At 43.7% G+C, this 16,316-nt stretch carries 10 protein-coding genes; all 10 read right to left on the reverse strand.

Going from position 1 to position 16,316, the window contains the following annotated elements; genetic code table 11:
* Positions 1–19: 19 nt before the first annotated feature.
* The 10 genes from C6Y03_RS03825 to dhbC all read right to left on the reverse strand — a co-directional run bounded on the left by C6Y03_RS03825 (position 20) and on the right by dhbC (position 16,300).
* A complete protein-coding gene (locus C6Y03_RS03825; protein WP_060597692.1) occupies positions 20–1,234 on the reverse strand; it encodes a CynX/NimT family MFS transporter in 1,215 nt (404 codons plus the stop codon).
* A 22-nt stretch (positions 1,235–1,256) separates the two neighbouring features.
* Positions 1,257–1,403, reverse strand: a complete 147-nt coding sequence (locus C6Y03_RS03830; protein WP_003214589.1) for a YycC family protein — start codon at positions 1,401–1,403, stop codon at positions 1,257–1,259.
* Between the two features lie 72 nt (positions 1,404–1,475).
* Positions 1,476–2,210 (reverse strand): alpha/beta hydrolase, encoded by a 735-nt coding sequence (locus tag C6Y03_RS03835; RefSeq protein WP_106038852.1) that lies wholly within the window; start codon positions 2,208–2,210, stop codon positions 1,476–1,478.
* Positions 2,211–2,324: 114 nt separating this feature from the next.
* On the reverse strand, positions 2,325–3,290 hold the full coding sequence (locus C6Y03_RS03840) for an ABC transporter substrate-binding protein (protein WP_106038853.1): 966 nt from the start codon (positions 3,288–3,290) through the stop codon (positions 2,325–2,327).
* A 98-nt stretch (positions 3,291–3,388) separates the two neighbouring features.
* Positions 3,389–5,014: an AraC family transcriptional regulator gene (locus tag C6Y03_RS03845; RefSeq protein ID WP_106038854.1), complete on the reverse strand. Its 1,626-nt coding sequence runs from the start codon at positions 5,012–5,014 to the stop codon at positions 3,389–3,391.
* 124 nt (positions 5,015–5,138) lie between these two features.
* Positions 5,139–5,366 carry an MbtH family protein gene (locus tag C6Y03_RS03850; RefSeq protein WP_025093680.1) on the reverse strand — a complete coding sequence of 76 codons (228 nt, stop codon included), beginning with the start codon at positions 5,364–5,366 and terminating at the stop codon, positions 5,139–5,141.
* A 20-nt stretch (positions 5,367–5,386) separates the two neighbouring features.
* Entirely contained in the window at positions 5,387–12,535 is a 7,149-nt protein-coding gene (locus tag C6Y03_RS03855; protein ID WP_106038855.1) for an amino acid adenylation domain-containing protein, read from the reverse strand.
* A gap of 15 nt (positions 12,536–12,550) precedes the next feature.
* Entirely contained in the window at positions 12,551–13,456 is a 906-nt protein-coding gene (locus C6Y03_RS03860; protein ID WP_106031723.1) for an isochorismatase family protein, read from the reverse strand.
* 19 nt (positions 13,457–13,475) lie between these two features.
* The gene (locus C6Y03_RS03865) at positions 13,476–15,095 is read right to left on the reverse strand and encodes a (2,3-dihydroxybenzoyl)adenylate synthase (protein WP_106031724.1); all 1,620 of its coding nucleotides are present in this window, start codon (positions 15,093–15,095) and stop codon (positions 13,476–13,478) included.
* A 23-nt stretch (positions 15,096–15,118) separates the two neighbouring features.
* Positions 15,119–16,300: an isochorismate synthase DhbC gene (dhbC, locus tag C6Y03_RS03870; protein WP_066031475.1), complete on the reverse strand. Its 1,182-nt coding sequence runs from the start codon at positions 16,298–16,300 to the stop codon at positions 15,119–15,121.
* Positions 16,301–16,316: the final 16 nt, after the last annotated feature.

Consider the following 16,316-nt stretch of genomic DNA (forward strand, 5'->3'; position numbering starts at 1 on the left):
GAGGAGGCGGGTTCTTTTTTTATGATGGATCTGAAATATAGACGCTTCGTCCGGCTCGCATACCGGATAAAAACATGAAAAATAGGATGATGATAAAGATGATAATGGATGGCGTCCATGTATGTGTGAGATCAAAAAGGATACCGATCATGAACGGACCAACGGCGGCTAATAAATAACCGAGAGACTGCGCCATTCCGGAAAGGGCAGCGGCTTGCTCCATATTGGTCGTCCGTAATCCGATAAATGTGAGCGCCAGACTGATGCTGGCACCTTGTCCAATACCGATCAATAAAACAGAGATCACGAGAATAGGCGACGATCCTCCGAGAAGAAGTCCGATCATGCCGAGTAAATACACAAGGACAAGTCCGAACACAAGCGGTCTTTGTGTTTTTAATTTTTCTGCAAAAACAGGCGTTAAAAAGGTGGATGGCAGCCCAGCAAACTGCATAATGGACAGCATCCAGCCGGCTGTCGACAGGTTCATTCCATGTGATGTTAAAATATCGGGAAACCAGGCGATGCTGCTATAGAAAAGGAATGACTGCAACCCCATAAAAAAGGTCACCTGCCATGCGACACGTGAACGCCATATTGGCTGCTCTGTGAGCGAAATGCTTTTGACGGCCGCTGTGTTCTGATGAAGAAGCTGTGGCGCCCAGACCATCATCGCGAGAAGAGCAAGGCCAGCCCATACGAGGAATGATGTATTCCAGCCGCCAGGCATCGTATGACTGAGTGGAACACTGACACCTGATGCAAGTGCCGCAAAGACGGACATCGAGGTCGTATACACGCTCGTCATCAATCCAGCATGTGCAGGAAATTTATGCTTCACGAGCCCCGGTAAGAGCACATTACATATTGCAATCCCGACACCGACAAGCGCGGTTCCCATCATTAAGAAGATGATCGTGCCAAACGAGCGAATCACAATCCCAAATAAAAGGACAGCAAGCCCAAGCCAAAGGGTTCGTTCATTGCCAAGACGTTTTCCGATTTTAGGTGCAATTGGAGAAAGCAATGCGAATGAGAGCAGTGGTAATGTTGTGAGAAAACCCGCAAGTCCATTTGAAAGCTGTAAATCGGAACGAATGGCGCCGATGAGAGGCCCCACGGACGTAATGGCAGGCCGCAGATTAAATGCAATGAGTAAAATCCCAGCAATCAGCAGGATGGTTTGTCCTTTACTGCGAGGATGTAATGTTGATTGTTCTAGATGTTGTTCCATGAATGTAAACTCCTTTATTTCTTTAAGAAGAACGATCTTTCTTCTGTTCAAGTTCTGCTAGTTTAGCGATTAAGATATGCTGCGGCATGTGCATGATTTGTTCAATGGGTACATTGAGTGATGCCGCAAGTTTTTGTGCTGTATCGGCTGAGATTTGTAAAGGTCTCATGAGCAAATCCCTCCTCTTTCAATCTATACGTTCCAATATAACATATCAGCTTTGTACCATGCTGATAAAAAATTAGAGTTCTCTTTTATAAAACCACTTTATGGCCGATAAGAAATTTTTTTGAAATTGTTTCAGATGATGGCCCTCCCCTTGTTCGATGTGATATTGCAGCTGCCAATCCTGCATCCCTTTCTGTAATAAAAGGTCATGTAGTTGTTTGTTGAATAAAGGCATGTGCTGTTGAGCAGATGTTTTGCCTTTACCTTCTTCACTGCCTACAGATAAATAGACAAGGTGATCCACACACTGAATGCTTTGTTGTTTAGCAAACGGTAGAAAATCTTGATACCAAAATGACCCAGAGATAGATGCGATGTTTTTAAAAAGGGCAGGGTGCATCAATAGGGTATAAATAGCAAATAGTCCACCTAATGAAGCACCTACGTGACTATGTTGATGACAGGTCTGCTTGACTGGATATTCTCTTTTGATATATGGGAGCAAGTCATTTGCTAAAAATGACATATACGTCTGTGCCTCGCCATTAAAGTCAGGAAACTCAGAACGCAGTGATGACGCCTTCCATGGTGTATATTCATCAAGTCGATTGAAGGGGTGTATGCCGACAATGATGATTGGCGAGATGGTATTGGCTTCGATCATTCTTTCGATCTCTAGCAGATGTGTTCTAAACAAAGAAGAGCCATCTTGTACAAAGACAGCTGGAACATCAATAGAGGTGTCCTGTGGAAGGTAAATATCAAGCTGACGCCCATTAAACTCGTCATATAGAAACGTTCCGTTCATGTGTATTCTCTCCTCAAGGTTTTCAACTACGCTGAAAAGAAGACAAAGAGCTAAAAATAAAGATCATTTTAGCTCTTTGTCAACCATCTGATCGCGCAAATTGGCGCTTCTTTTTTAGTTGTTTTTCTCTAACCATTTGACAGCTTTATCAAGGAAGGTTGTTTTGCTTAGTGCTGTTCCTCCTTGAAGCATAGGATCAACGACATTTGCATTGATGTGCCCATTTTTCACAGCTTTTAGGCTTGTCCAAATTTTATTTTGCTCTAAGTCCTTCAATGCGTTTGGATTCGATGAGTTTTCCTCTTTAGAGAACTGAACAAAAATATAGTCAGGATTTAGTTCGCCAAGTCGCTCCATTGAAATCATCGCTTGTGCTTTGGCTTTTTTGATATCACTTGGTGCTGTAAATCCTAAGTCCCCATATAAGGTAGAGTTGAAGTATACATCTTCAGGATACACGTACAGGTCTCCCTGTCTAATGCGTAAAATGACAGCTGTTTTGTTGTTGCTTTTGTCTTTCAGGGTTTCTTTCGCCTGTTTGAGATCTTTCTGATAATCAGAAATGAGGGTTTTGGCTTCTTCACTTTTTCCAGTCAGTGTACCGAGCAATAAAAGATTACTTTCCCAGTCAGAAGAGACATGGGATACCGGAATCGTCGTTTGGACTTTATCCAGTTTTTTAATTGTTGCAGGTGGGAACTTTGTTGATCCGAGTATCACGTCTGGTTTTAGTTTTAAGATTTTCTCTAGGTTTGGTTCTGTTTTTTCACCGATGCCTTCTGTTTTCGCTGTGATGTCTTTAAATAATTCAGGGAATGTGCCGCCTACGGTAGAAGCACCAATAGGTTGGATACCAAGTAATTTTGCATCTTCCATTGATTCTAGGCTTCCAGCAATGACGATTCGTTTCACTGGTGTTTTGAGCTTGTACGTTTGATCTAAGTAATTGATTTTTGTTTCTGTTGCTTCAGCTGACTTGCTTTTGGCTGTGTTTGAAGCAGGTTTATTTTCTGTAGCACCACAGGCTGCTGTGGTGATCGTCATGATACAAAGGGTAAGCAATGCTAACCATTTTTTCATTTGTTTTCTCCTTTAACTGATAATTGTTCTCAATTAAAGATTGTAATAGGCTTTCGTCCTTTTAGCCATAGACAATTCTCTATCAAATGATGGACTTTTTACGGAAAAAAAGATAAAAGGTCCTGAATGACTCGTTGATGACTGGCTGCTGTGTATTCACGCCAAGGGTCAGAAGCGAGTGGATAGACTGCTTGTTGACTCACAGCCTTGAGATTTTGCCAAGCCTCCTGTTGCTTTAACTTTTGATAAAATGCAATGGTTTTTGGCTCCTTATGCAAGAAGAGGAAGATGGCGTCTGGGTCTAGCTGTTGTATGGAGCGAATGCTGATTTTTTTTTCTATTAGCTGACCATCATTCTGAAAAGCTGGCAGAAGACCAATGTCATGAAAAATCACTTCTGACATGGTGCGATTTACAGACAAGTAGAGCTGATCTTGAAAGATACGAAGAGGCAGGACGGTTTTTGGTGGATGATCAACAAGGCATGCCTTTTTCGCTTGAATGACGATTTCCTCGTAATGAAGCAACCATTCTTCTGCTTCCTTCGCTTCGTTCAGGAACATAGCTGTTTGTCTGAATTGAGCGCGCCAATTCAATTGTGTGAATGGAACAAAGTGAACAGGACAGATGGTTTTCAACACTTGTTTTTCTTCCTCTGTCACATGATCATTGGCAATGATCAGCTCAGGTTTTGTTTCCTTTAATTGCTGTAAATTGGCTTCAGCGTGCTCGTTGATACGATGTGCACTCAGGTGAATCGGAATTTCTTCTGCATGATGCTCAAAATCATGTGCTGTCCATTTAGGATGAAGAGGGGCAGCATATGGGATGATATGAATTGGTGTGAGCTGACCGAGTATGGAATGACCATAGGCTGCAATTTTCCGCTGACGGCTTTTCATATAAGCAGAAGGGGTCATGCCAGTTTTTTTCTTAAAGATGCGGCTAAAGTAATAGGGATCTTGATAGCCGATTTCCAGTGCAATGTCTTTGAGCTTTGCATTGCTTTTTGCCATTAACTGTTTGGCTCTAGCCATCCTTTTCTTGGTGATATAATCAGTGACACTCACATCAAAATGCTTTTTAAATAGCTCACTGTAATGATTGGCGCTGATGCCAGCCATATGAGATAGACTTGTAAGGCTGAGGGGTTCTTCGGAATGTTGATCAATATATTGTTTTGTTTTGAAAAGGGCATGTGCCGTGTCACAAATATCTTCTTGATGCAGTGTGAAAAGCTGCATAATGAGCTGTTGAAAAAGAGTTTGGCTTCTAAAAAAGCTAATGGATTCAGGTCTTTTCCATTCCTCTGTCATTTCAGGCAGTAAAGAATGAATTTGTTCAATCGAGCTAATATCGACAAATTGCCATACATTCAGTAAAGAACGGGCATGTTCAGTTGATACTTCTCCTATGTTTTGATCTTGCAGCGTGTAGAGCTGAAAGCGAAACAGATAGAGCTCGTGTTTTTGATAAGGCTCTGTTTTCAACATAAATGTTTCCCCAGGCATGATCGTATAGAGTGTCAGATTTTTCAATCGCCATTTTTGATCGTTCAATGTGAGTAAACCGCTGCCGCTTATGCTGAAGAGGAGGCAGAATGTATCTGATAGCTGTTGCTCCGTATGCGGAAGCTCTGCATTATTTATTTTTTCAGTATATGTTAATCGATAGATGAATTGTTCGGCATTTGCCATTGTACGTAATTGATTGTTATTTCCCATAAAACCACCTGATCTCTTAATGATTGATAAACATTCTCAATTAAATTGTAGCAGAAAGGGCTGGAAAGATGGTGATGTTTATTCTGTCAAAAAAGCACCCTGAGTGAGATCAGGGTGCGATGATTTATTCCGTTTTTCCATGTGCTAGGGCAGGTTCTTTTGTTAAGCTTAAAGGCCGTAAGTCCTGCCAGTGTGTCTGGATATAATCGATGCAGGCATTTCTAGTGTCTTCACCAAAGACCTTTTCCCATCCATCTGGCACTGGTGCAAATGATGGCCAAAGTGAATGCTGTCCTTGTTCATTGACAAGCACAAGAAAGACACCGTCTTCACGATCAAAGGGATTTGTCATTTGTCATCTCTCCTTTATTCTTAGTGCTTTTGTTTGACCCGATGCAGTGTGTTGTCTAAGATGACACCAATTTCTGCTAGGGGTTTAGGCTGGCACATGTCTTTGTGCCGGCAATGAATGTCGTGCTGTTCAATTTTTCCGTTGATATAAGGTGCCCATGCTTCGGGATCAATTGGTGTAAACCAATCTGGGATAATGGTAGATCTAAAGAATAATATGTCTCCATGATAAGTTTTTGGCTGATATTCTCCGAGCAATCGAACTGAATTGACATAGGTTTCTTTTAGATTTCTAATGGCATCTTCACTTAAGCTTGCTAGTGCACTGCCATCTTTTTTCAAGATGTCGACGGCACTTTTCATTGTGAGCGGTTCATCTGTTAAGGTATCTGGATCATAACCGCCGAGCGCAAGAAGAGCGATTAGTGCTTCTTCTTCATCAGGTGCTTCTTTAATCGGTAAGAAATGGTTCGGATAGGCATCCAGCATCGCAACGAGTGAGATTTCTTCACCTTGCTGCTGGAGCTGTGTAGCCATTGCCTGTACAACGTTTCCGCCTAGTGACCAGCCAAGAAGATGATAAGGGCCTTTTGGCTGAATCGTTTGGATGTGCTTGATATAATCCGCAGCCATATCATCTAGTGTGCGCGGGTAGTCATCTTTTCTTGCGATTCCTCGTGCCTGTAATCCATAAATAGGGATGTCTTTCTCTAATGTATTCAAGAGACCTGCATAGCACCAGCTAAGACCACCTGCTGGGTGAACACAGAAGAGAGGATATCTTTCTCCATTTGTTCGTAGTGGCAGCAAGATTTCTAGTGCGTTTTCATCGCTTCCTGTTTCTAGTTTCTCTGCCAAACTTGCAACATTTGGTGCTTCAAACAACGTTCCGATGCTTAGTTTGACACCAAGTGCATCACGAATGCGGCTGATTAAACGAACCGCAAGTAAGGAATGCCCGCCAATGTCAAAAAAGCGATCGTCAATGCTGATTTTTGGCAAATCAAGCACCTCTTCAAAGAGATGACATAGGATTTCCTCCTTCGGATTTCTTGGGCCGCGGCCATCCGTTTGCTTTATATGCAATTGAGGTGCCGGCAGTGATTTTTGATCAAGCTTCCCGTTTGCTGTAAGTGGCATGGTATCAATCTGTACATATGCCGCAGGCACCATGTAATCAGGAAGACTGGCTGCGGCAAAATGACGAAGGGTCTCTGTATCGAAACAGTCTTCTTCAGTTGTTACGATATATGCGACTAAGCGTTTGTCACCAGGCTGATCCTCTCGCATAATGACGGCAACTTGTGCAACTGCATCGTGGCGTGCCAGAACGGCTTCGATTTCTCCAAGTTCAATCCTAAACCCGCGTATTTTAATTTGGTGATCAGCTCTGCCAATGTAATCAAGGGCCCCTTCTTCTGTCCAGCGTGCGAGGTCACCTGTACGATACATCCTTGTGCCAGGTGCTCCATAAGGGTCGGCAGGGAATCGATCTGAGGTCAGGTCAGGCCTGCTTAGATAACCTCTTGCCAAGCCAGCTCCAGCTACATACATTTCACCTGTCGTCCCAGGGGGAACAGGTTGTAGGTATTCATCTAGTACGTAAACGTGTAGATCAGGAATCGGTTCGCCTATTAAGCTACTGGATTTCTTTGCGATCATGTCTCGATTGAGTATATTGTACGTAACGTGTACGGTGGTTTCTGTAATGCCGTACATGTTAATTAGCTTTGGCTTACAGTCTGGGTGACGGCTGTACCAATCTTCTAATCTGCTAAGCTCTAATGCTTCACCGCCAAAGATGACATAGCGGAGTGATAATGCTTGACCAAGTGTCTGTTGTTCCTTGTCTATCTGCATGAGCTGATAGAAGGCAGAAGGTGTTTGATTAAGCACAGTCACACCTTCCTCGACTAGAAGCTGCAGCATCTCTTCTGGAGAGCGAGAGATGGTATGAGGTACAATGACAAGTCGACCTCCATATAAAAGTGGTCCCCATATTTCCCATACTGAAAAATCAAAGGCATACGAATGAAACATTGTCCAAACATCTTCTTCATCAAAATGGAACCAATGTGCAGTAGATGTCAGAAGACGGATGACATTTTGGTGTGGGATGACCACTCCTTTTGGTTTCCCTGTAGAACCGGATGTATAAATAATATAGGCCGGATGCAGAGAAGATAGTGGCTCAATTCTGTCTATATCAGCCGGATTGTGATTTGGCGTAGTCAGCAATTGATCGCTCGTTTCTTTTTCGTCTAACAAAATCAAATCGCAATCAGCAGGGAGATGCACTGCATCTGCTTTTGTTGTGATGCTGCAAACGGGTTTGGCATCTTGTATCATGTAAGCCAGCCTGTCTGCTGGATAGTCAGGATCAAGCGGAACATAGGCTGCGCCTGCTTTATGAACGGCTAATAAGCTTACGAGCATATCGATTGATCTAGGCAGGGCAAGTGCAACGAACTGTTCTGGTCCAACGCCTCTTTCTATTAATAAATGAGCAAGTCGATTGGCTTTGTTGTTTAACTCTTCATAGGTAAGCTGTTGATTGCCATCCGTTACAGCCACTCGATCAGGGTATTGCTGCGCCGTTTTTTCAAATAAGGCTGGGAGACTAGGTGCTTGGTCTAACTGAGCGAATGTCTTTTTGTCAGGGAAAAATGTTTGTCGTTCTTTATCCGACAAAATGTTCACTTGACCAATCGGCAGGTGTGGGCGCTCAGCTACTTCTGTTAAAAAGCGCTTCATTCTGTCAGCGATTGCTCGAATGGTGCTTTGTTTAAATACATCTGTACTGAATTCAAACAAACCTGTTAATCCTGCTGCTGATCCAGTTTCAGTTCTTTGTTCTGTCAATTCGATGGTCAGATCAAATTTAGCTGACCCTACTGGTTTCACGTAGAGATCTGAGTCAAGTTGTGTCAGCTTCATTTCCGCCTTCGGTGTATTTTGGAAGGCAAGCATGACCTGGAACAATGGATTGCGTGATCTGGATCGGGTTGGATTTAGGATTTCGACTAGCCGTTCAAATGGCAGATCCTGATGCTCATAGGCTGCTAAGTCAACGTCTCGAACTCGCTTCAATAGCTCACTAAAGGTTGGATTACCAGCTGTATTTGTACGTAATACTAGTGTGTTCACAAACAATCCCACAATGTCGTCAAGTGCATCGTCATTCCGTCCAGCAATTGGACTGCCAATTGGGATATCTGTCCCCGCCCCAAGGCGTGTCAGTAATGCTGCAAGTGATGCTTGAAGCACCATGAACAAACTCACTTGATGCTGCTTTGCAAGCTCAAGGAGCAGCTGGTGTAAAGCGGGCTCAATCGTAAAGTCTATCGTAGCACCGTTGAAGCTTCCTTCCTGTGGACGCGGGAAGTCATAGGGAAGCTCCAGTTCTTCTGGCAGGTCCTGTAAGGCACCTGTCCAATAGCTTAGTTGCTTGGCAAATAGACTATCCGTCTCTTCTTCACTGCCCAACAGCTTCTGTTGCCAAATAGCATAGTCAGCATATTGAACAGGTTCGGCTGGCAAGGAGAGTGATTTCCCTTGTATACGTGCTTCGTAAGCAGCAGCTAAGTCTCGTGTCAATGGTGCAAGTGACCAGCCGTCACCAGCGATGTGATGTAGCAATAGAAGCAGTACGGATCGATTTGCATCAAGCTTGAATAAATCTGCTCGCAGTGCGGGTTCTTCTTCAATCTTAAAGCTATAGCGAATGGCTTCGTTTAACTGATTCTCAATTTGTTGATCGCTTGAAGCTGTGACATGGAGTTCAGGCTGAACACTTTTTGGATGTAAAATGACCTGTCTTGGCATGCCGTTCTTATTTGGAAAAATGGTTCTAAGGGTTTCATGTTTTTCAGTGATATCTGCCAATGCACCAATTAAAGCTTTTTGATCTAGTGTACCTGTCAGCTGAATGACAAGTGGGATATTGTAAGTTGGACTTGGCCCTTCAAGGCAATGAAGGAACCAGAGCCGTTTTTGGGCAAAGGATAACGGAATCTCATCTGGCTTGTTTTCTACCTGAAGCGGCGGCCGAATGTCCTTCGCTTTGTCAATGTGCTGCGCAAGCTCAGCAACTCGAGGTGATTCAAAAATGGTACTCATGCTTAGGTCTGCACCAAGTGTATCGCGTATACGTCTAAGCAGACGAGCGGCGAGTAAGGAATGTCCGCCTAAGTCAAAGAAACTATCATCTATGCCAATTTGAGATAGGCCAAGGGTTTCTGCAAATAAACTACATAACATGTCTTCTTGGGGCGTTCTAGGTGTACGGTCAGAACTAACTAAAGACATATTTGGTGCTGGTAATGCTTTGCGATCGATTTTGCCGTTTGGTGTAAGTGGAAGGTCTGGCAAAACGACAACAGCAGAAGGCACCATGTAATCAGGAAGTGATGCAGCCACAAACTGCCTGAGCTCTGAAGGGTGCAGAGAAGTGCCATCTGTCAGCACAACATACGCACAAAGCAGCTGTTGTCCAGGTTGATCCTCACGAACGATAACAGATGTATGCTTTATGGATTGGTGTTGCATAATCACGGTTTCGATTTCACCTAGTTCAATACGGAAGCCGCGGATTTTAATTTGATGATCGGCACGGCTGATATAATCAATTGAACCATCCTCACGCCATCTGGCTAAATCACCAGTACGATACATTCTCGTGCCTTTTGTACCGAATGGATCAGCCACAAAACGTTCAGCCGTTAAATCATATCGTCCAAGATATCCTCTGGATACTCCTTCACCTGCAATATAAAGTTCACCGATTGATCCTGCTGGGACAGGGTTTAGCCCTTCATCTAAAATGTAAATACTCGTATTCCAAATGGGTTTGCCAATTGGCGGCCCGCTATTCTCTTGATGTGCTGTGACATTTTCCATCGTAGACCAGATCGTCGTTTCTGTAGGTCCGTACAAATTGGTAATGTCGCATTGAAGAGATTGCAATGTGTGCAAAAGGGAGGCAGGGAGTGCTTCTCCTCCAACAAGAACACGCATACCTGTTATCACGTCAGGGTATTCATCTGCCAATACATGCCACAACGTTGGTGTTGCCTGCATGATTGTGACATGATGAGAACGAATCATGTCTGAAAGCTTTGCTGGCTCTTGTATGATTTCTTTTTTTGCCAATAAAAGAGCAGCCCCATGTAAGAGTGGGAGGAACATTTCTAGCCCGGAAATATCAAAGGCAATGGTCGTTACCGCTAAAAGCTGGTCTCCTTGATCTAATAAAAATGAATCTTGCATGGACAATATAAAGTTGATCACATTTCGTTTTGTTACAACAACACCCTTTGGTTTGCCTGTCGATCCTGACGTGTAGAGGATGTAAGCCGGGTGATGTGGAGAGCCTTCGTTCCAGGTCGGATTGAGATGCGGACTCCCTACGATCTCCTGATAAACAGTTGAATCATCGAGTTGAACGATGTGTGGATGGTCCAAACGGTCTGCAGTCTCTTTGACTGTGAGCAAGCACGCTGGTTTGGCATCATTTAGCATATAGGCGACACGATCGCTAGGGTAATCAGGGTCTAATGGCAGATATGCGGCTCCTGTTTTGACGACGGCCAACAGACTTACGACCATATCGATGGATCGAGGCAGAGCAATTGCGACAAATTGTTCTGGTCCGATGCCATGCCTTTTCAAATAATGAGCTAATTGATTTACCCGTTGATTTAACTCTTCGTAGGTCAAAGTGGTTCCTTCAAACTGTATTGCTTTTGCTTGTGGTGTTTTGCTGACTTGTTTTTCAAATAGTTCCCGTAAAGATTCTTTTGGTAATTCTCGTTTTGTATCATTCCAGTGCTTGAGGATGTTCTCTTTTTCTTTAGACAAAAGAAGGTTGAATTGACTGATTGTCTGATCTTGTTCTAGTCCAGTTATTTCCTCGAGCAATTGAAGAAAACGATGCTGATGAGCGTCAACTGCTTGCTCTTTGTAAACGGCAGGGTTTGCATCAAAGTCGATTTGAAATCCGTTCCCGTCCGCGCGGTCGTATATGTTGATCGATAAATCATCTACGGGTCCTGCTGAAAGATTATGTGCTTGACCAATGCTCTGATCGAACATGAGATCATAATCAAATGGCATGATATTGATCTGTGGGCCGAATAATCGTTGATTTCTTCCGATGAGTTTAAAGTCTCTCCGCATGTCTTCGTGACGATATCTTTGATGAGGCCGAATGGCTTTCAGTTCATCAGATACCTGGCGAACAAGTGCTGAGAGCGTCATTTCTGGTTTGCATGTTAAACGAAGCGGTACTAGGTTCATGACCATTCCGGGTGTTTGCAAGGCGCAAGATCCAAGGCGCATCATAACAGGCAATCCTAAAACAATATCGTGTGCACCAGTCATACGATGCATATATAGAGCGGATGCGGCAAGAATCATTTCATGCCAGGTACAACCGAAAGCTTGAGCAATTTTTTTCATTTTGCTTACCTTTTCAGCATCATAGCTAGCGGTTTTTCGGATAAAATCATCTGAAGTTCTTGGGGCAAGCTCAGCAAGGCTCACAATTTCAGGTTGATCAGCAAAGCGATTTTTCCAAAACGCTCGATCCTCTTCATACCGATTGGACTGTTGATAGGTGATCTCCTCTTGGACTACGTCATGTAAGGCTCCAAATGTTTGAGGAGGCACAGGTGTCCCTTTCGATAGGGCTGAATAGACCTCAGCAACACGGCGTGCAATGAGCGAAAAGGCGAATCCATCAATGGCAATGTGATGAATGCGCTGATACCAGATAAATCGGTCGTCAGCAAGTTGAAAAAGTACTTCACGGAATAATACATCTTTCTCTAAAGAGACTGATGTTGAAAGATCTGCATTCATCCATGCTTTAGCCGCATCAAGCGGCTGTTTTTCATATTGTAAATTGATATATTGAAATGGAATCTCTTTCTTAGATGTAAACCATTGCTTTGGACCGTCAGTATCCTCAACGAAGCGCATATACAAGGAATCTGCTTCTAAGACAGTCTTTCTAATGGCTGCTTCAAAGTGTATGGGGTCAATATAACCTTTAATATCTATATACTCAGCTGTATTGAAAATGGGATTAGATGGATCAAGCTGCTGCGCATACCATATGCCTGATTGGGCACCGGTTAGTGGGAATGAATCGACTGACTGGATCGACAAGGGTCTATACCTCCTTTACATGTAATCGATATTTGGGATAGATGGCTGTTTTTCTGGGAAAAGAAGAGTTCGCCAATGAGTGAGCGTTGGATTTGCTGCAAGCTCAACGAAATTGACTGTCATTCCTTGCTGTCTCCACTTTTCCGCTAGGCTCATCATTCTAATAGAATCAAGCCCAAGGTAGACGAGATTCTCGTCAAGCGGTATTTCATTCGGCTTGATTTCGAGATACTCAGCTACTTGGTGAAGGATGGCCTCAAAAGATAGGTCATCTTCTGCTTCCTGTCCTGTTAAACGACTAATGATTTGGTTTGTCGTTGTGGTGACCGCACAGCGTTCAGCTGCATAGGTCATTGCCATTTTGTGATGCTTAAGTGAAAAGTCAGCAACGGCATCGGCGACAAAAAAGGTTTCAATATCGAGCATGAATGCTTCTGCGGCTGTCAGCATACAGCCAATATGTGCATATACGCCAGTAATGATCAGTTGATCACGCCCGCCTTCTTGAAGAATATCTAAAAAATTGGATTTTTTGAATGCGCTATAACGCCATTTTGTCAGCATTGTATCTGCTTCAGATGGAGCAAGCTGATCAATGATTTTTGTCAATGCTTCATCATCACCAAGTCCAGGTCCCCAAAAATCTGTTAATAAGGCACGATCCTTCGGGTCTTGGTCACCAGGTTGAGCTGTATAGACGACTGGAATTCCAAGTTCATTGCATGTATTACGTAATTGTTCAATATGTTGAACTAACTCTGTGATCGGTGATGTATCTTGTTGAAATGCATTTAAAAAATATTGTTGCATGTCATGTATCAGCAGAACAGCACGTTTCGGATCCGGTATCCAGTTCACTTTATTTTCGGGTAAATCTTGTGTGCTCGGCATTGGATACGCAGGAATAGTAGGGATTGCCATGGTTTTCACTCCTCTTTTTTTATACGTTGGCAGTATGGATTGCAGCTAATTCTCTTAATGCTTTTTTACTGACTTTGCCTACACCTGTTTGTGGGAACGCATCGATCCATTCAATGCGGTCGGGAATTTTATAGGCAGCGAGCCCGCGTTCTCTTAGAAATGACTTTAATGCATGTGGTGCTGGCTTGTTGTTTCCTTTTGCAATAACAAAGGCACATGAGCGTTCGCCAAGAAATGGATCTGGCATGGACACCATGGCGGCATCATGAATGTCAGGGTGCGCAAGTAAATGGTTCTCAACTTCTTCAGCGGCAACCTTTTCGCCACCACGATTGATTTGATCCTTGTCTCTGCCTTCTACAACAACATTTCCTTCTTTGGTTAATCGCACGATGTCACCTGTTCTGTAAAAGCCATCGGGTGTAAATGCTTTTTTGTTTTGTTCATCAGCTTTATAGTAGCCACGAATCGTATAAGGTCCTCTTGTTAAAAGATGTCCAGCCACTTCATTCGGGACGGGCTTGTCCTCATCATCTACCACTAGTACCTCATCATATTCAGACATCGGGCGTCCTTGTGTATGAATAATGACATGTTCAGGATCATTTAATCTGGTATAGTTGACCAGACCTTCTGCCATGCCAAAAACTTGCTGTAATTTACACCCAAGGGCAGGCATCACTCGTTTTGCTGCCTCAGCACTGAATTTAGCACCACCTACTTGCAAGACCTCAAGGCTGGATAAGTCATCTGATCGATGAGGAGCAGCCTCTAGCCAAATCAATGCGATAGGTGGAACGACAGCGGTAATGGTTGCTCGTTCTTTTTCAATGAGTGGAAAGACTACATCAGGGCTTGATCCAGGTGCAAGAACGACTCTTCCACCTGCGTATAACGTCCCAAGGACTCCAGGCGAGCTTAATGGATAGTTGTGTGCAACTGGAAGTGTAGCTAGATACACACTATCTTGTGTAAGCTCGCACACCTCATTGCTTTTCCAAAGACTATACATATAGTCATCATGTGTGCGAGGAATGAGCTTTGAAAGGCCTGTGCTGCCTCCAGATAACTGAAGAAACGCAATATCGCTTGCCTCTACATGAATTTGAGGATCGAGTGATGGGTCTTTGCGCAGATCATCCAAGGAAAGGAATTCCTCAGCTTCCCCTGCGACAATGACATGAGGTAATGAGGAAAGCTTTTCTTTCACTTGACGTGCGAGTGATCGATAATCAAAGCCGCCATCGATATCTGGTATGACATATGCGTCTGCTTCGGCAAACTCAATGAAATAAGTGATTTCACTGCTTCTATGAGATGGTAGCGAGAAGACGGGTAAAGCACCGATTCGAAATAAAGCGAAAATGACTTCAAAAAAAGCAGGAATGTTAGGAAGCTGAACGACAACTCGACTTCCCTTTTGAATTCCAAGCTGATGAAAACCGGCGGCAAGACTGCTGACGCGCTCATCAAGTTCTTGGTAGCTCATGTGCGTATCAGCATATGTAATTGCTGTTTTATTCCCTAACGATGCGGCGCGTTCACGAAGCATGCCGCTAAAGGTTTCCCCACGCCAACAGCCGTTTTCACGGTAGCGTTTTGCAAATTCTTCTGGCCATGTAGGTGGTTGAACAAACATGTTTTGTCATCTCCTATGTATTTTTATAACTGATGGATGCCCATCGCATGAAGCATCGTGTTGAATTTTGCAGATGTTTCGGCTAGCTCTTCTTCTGCCTTTGATCCTTTGACCACTCCTGCACCAGCAAAGAGGCGAAGGGAGTGCCCCTCAGCTTCTGCACAACGAATGGTGACAATCCAATCACCATCACCATTTGCATCTGACCAACCGATCATTCCTGTGAAAAATCCTCGATCGAAGGGTTCAATCGCTTGGATTGCTTCACGAGCATCTGCTGTAGGTGTTCCGCATACTGCGGGTGTTGGATGAAGGCTAAGCGCTAAATCAATTGAGGATACACCTGAATCTGCTAATTCACCTTTAACGACAGTAGATAAATGCCACATCGTTTCTGTTTGTATGACGGATGGTGATGCAGGCACATCTAGTGTATGACAGTAAGGAGCAAGCGCTTTAGTGACAGCATCGACAACCACTGCATGCTCGTGTAAATCCTTCGCTGAAGTAAGGAGTTCATCGTGACGACGCTGGTCTTCTACTGGATCTGAACTGCGTGGCCGAGAACCAGCAAGTGGATTGGAAATAACAGTTGAACCAGTTTTTGAAAGAAGCAGCTCAGGGCTTGCCCCAAGCAGTGTGCGCTTTTGGGAAGATTCCGGGTCAGCTACATTTGTAGCAAACGTATAGCCAGTCGTATTATGACGAGCAAGTCGTTCAAGTATTGCTTTCGTATTAATTTCTCGATTTGATTTGAGATGGAGAGATCTAGAGAGTACGATTTTGCTAAGCTCTCCTTTCTCAATTTTAGCTAACCCTTCGTTCACACCATTCATGTAGACATCTGGAGAGGGGACAGGTGTCACCTCATAGGATGGAGCTGCCATTTCCGACTCCTCATCACCTTGATGAAATTCGAGTGGATCACTAAACTGTACATGGATTGGAACACTTAAACGAACGGGTTGCGCCGGATCAAACGGAACAGCACCAGCAACAATCGGTGTTCGAATACCAGCTTGTTTGGCAGCGTCAAATACGTGAGCTACCCTTGTGGATAGTTCATTTAGCTGATTGGTTTCAATATGCTGGAAAATCCCTTCTGCCAGTATCGTACGTTTAGGGGAAGCAAGGAAAAAAGCGCCTGGCTGATAGTCTTGAATCAACTGTACTTTTTCTTCTGACGACAATATTGAATGTTTCATGAAAAGGCCTCCTTTT

This window comes from Bacillus sp. LNXM65, assembly GCF_002998575.1.
Classification (GTDB): domain Bacteria; phylum Bacillota; class Bacilli; order Bacillales; family Bacillaceae; genus Bacillus.

What these genes read in the sequence shown, in the direction of transcription:
- C6Y03_RS03860 (WP_106031723.1), bottom strand. Translation starts at nt 13,456, where the DNA reads ATGGCAATCCCTACTATTCCTGCGTATCCAATGCCGAGCACACAAGAT.
- C6Y03_RS03850 (WP_025093680.1), bottom strand. Translation starts at nt 5,366, where the DNA reads ATGACAAATCCCTTTGATCGTGAAGACGGTGTCTTTCTTGTGCTTGTC.
- C6Y03_RS03830 (WP_003214589.1), bottom strand. Translation starts at nt 1,403, where the DNA reads ATGAGACCTTTACAAATCTCAGCCGATACAGCACAAAAACTTGCGGCA.
- dhbC (WP_066031475.1), bottom strand. Translation starts at nt 16,300, where the DNA reads ATGAAACATTCAATATTGTCGTCAGAAGAAAAAGTACAGTTGATTCAA.
- C6Y03_RS03835 (WP_106038852.1), bottom strand. Translation starts at nt 2,210, where the DNA reads ATGAACGGAACGTTTCTATATGACGAGTTTAATGGGCGTCAGCTTGAT.
- C6Y03_RS03845 (WP_106038854.1), bottom strand. Translation starts at nt 5,014, where the DNA reads ATGGGAAATAACAATCAATTACGTACAATGGCAAATGCCGAACAATTC.
- C6Y03_RS03865 (WP_106031724.1), bottom strand. Translation starts at nt 15,095, where the DNA reads ATGTTTGTTCAACCACCTACATGGCCAGAAGAATTTGCAAAACGCTAC.
- C6Y03_RS03825 (WP_060597692.1), bottom strand. Translation starts at nt 1,234, where the DNA reads ATGGAACAACATCTAGAACAATCAACATTACATCCTCGCAGTAAAGGA.
- C6Y03_RS03840 (WP_106038853.1), bottom strand. Translation starts at nt 3,290, where the DNA reads ATGAAAAAATGGTTAGCATTGCTTACCCTTTGTATCATGACGATCACC.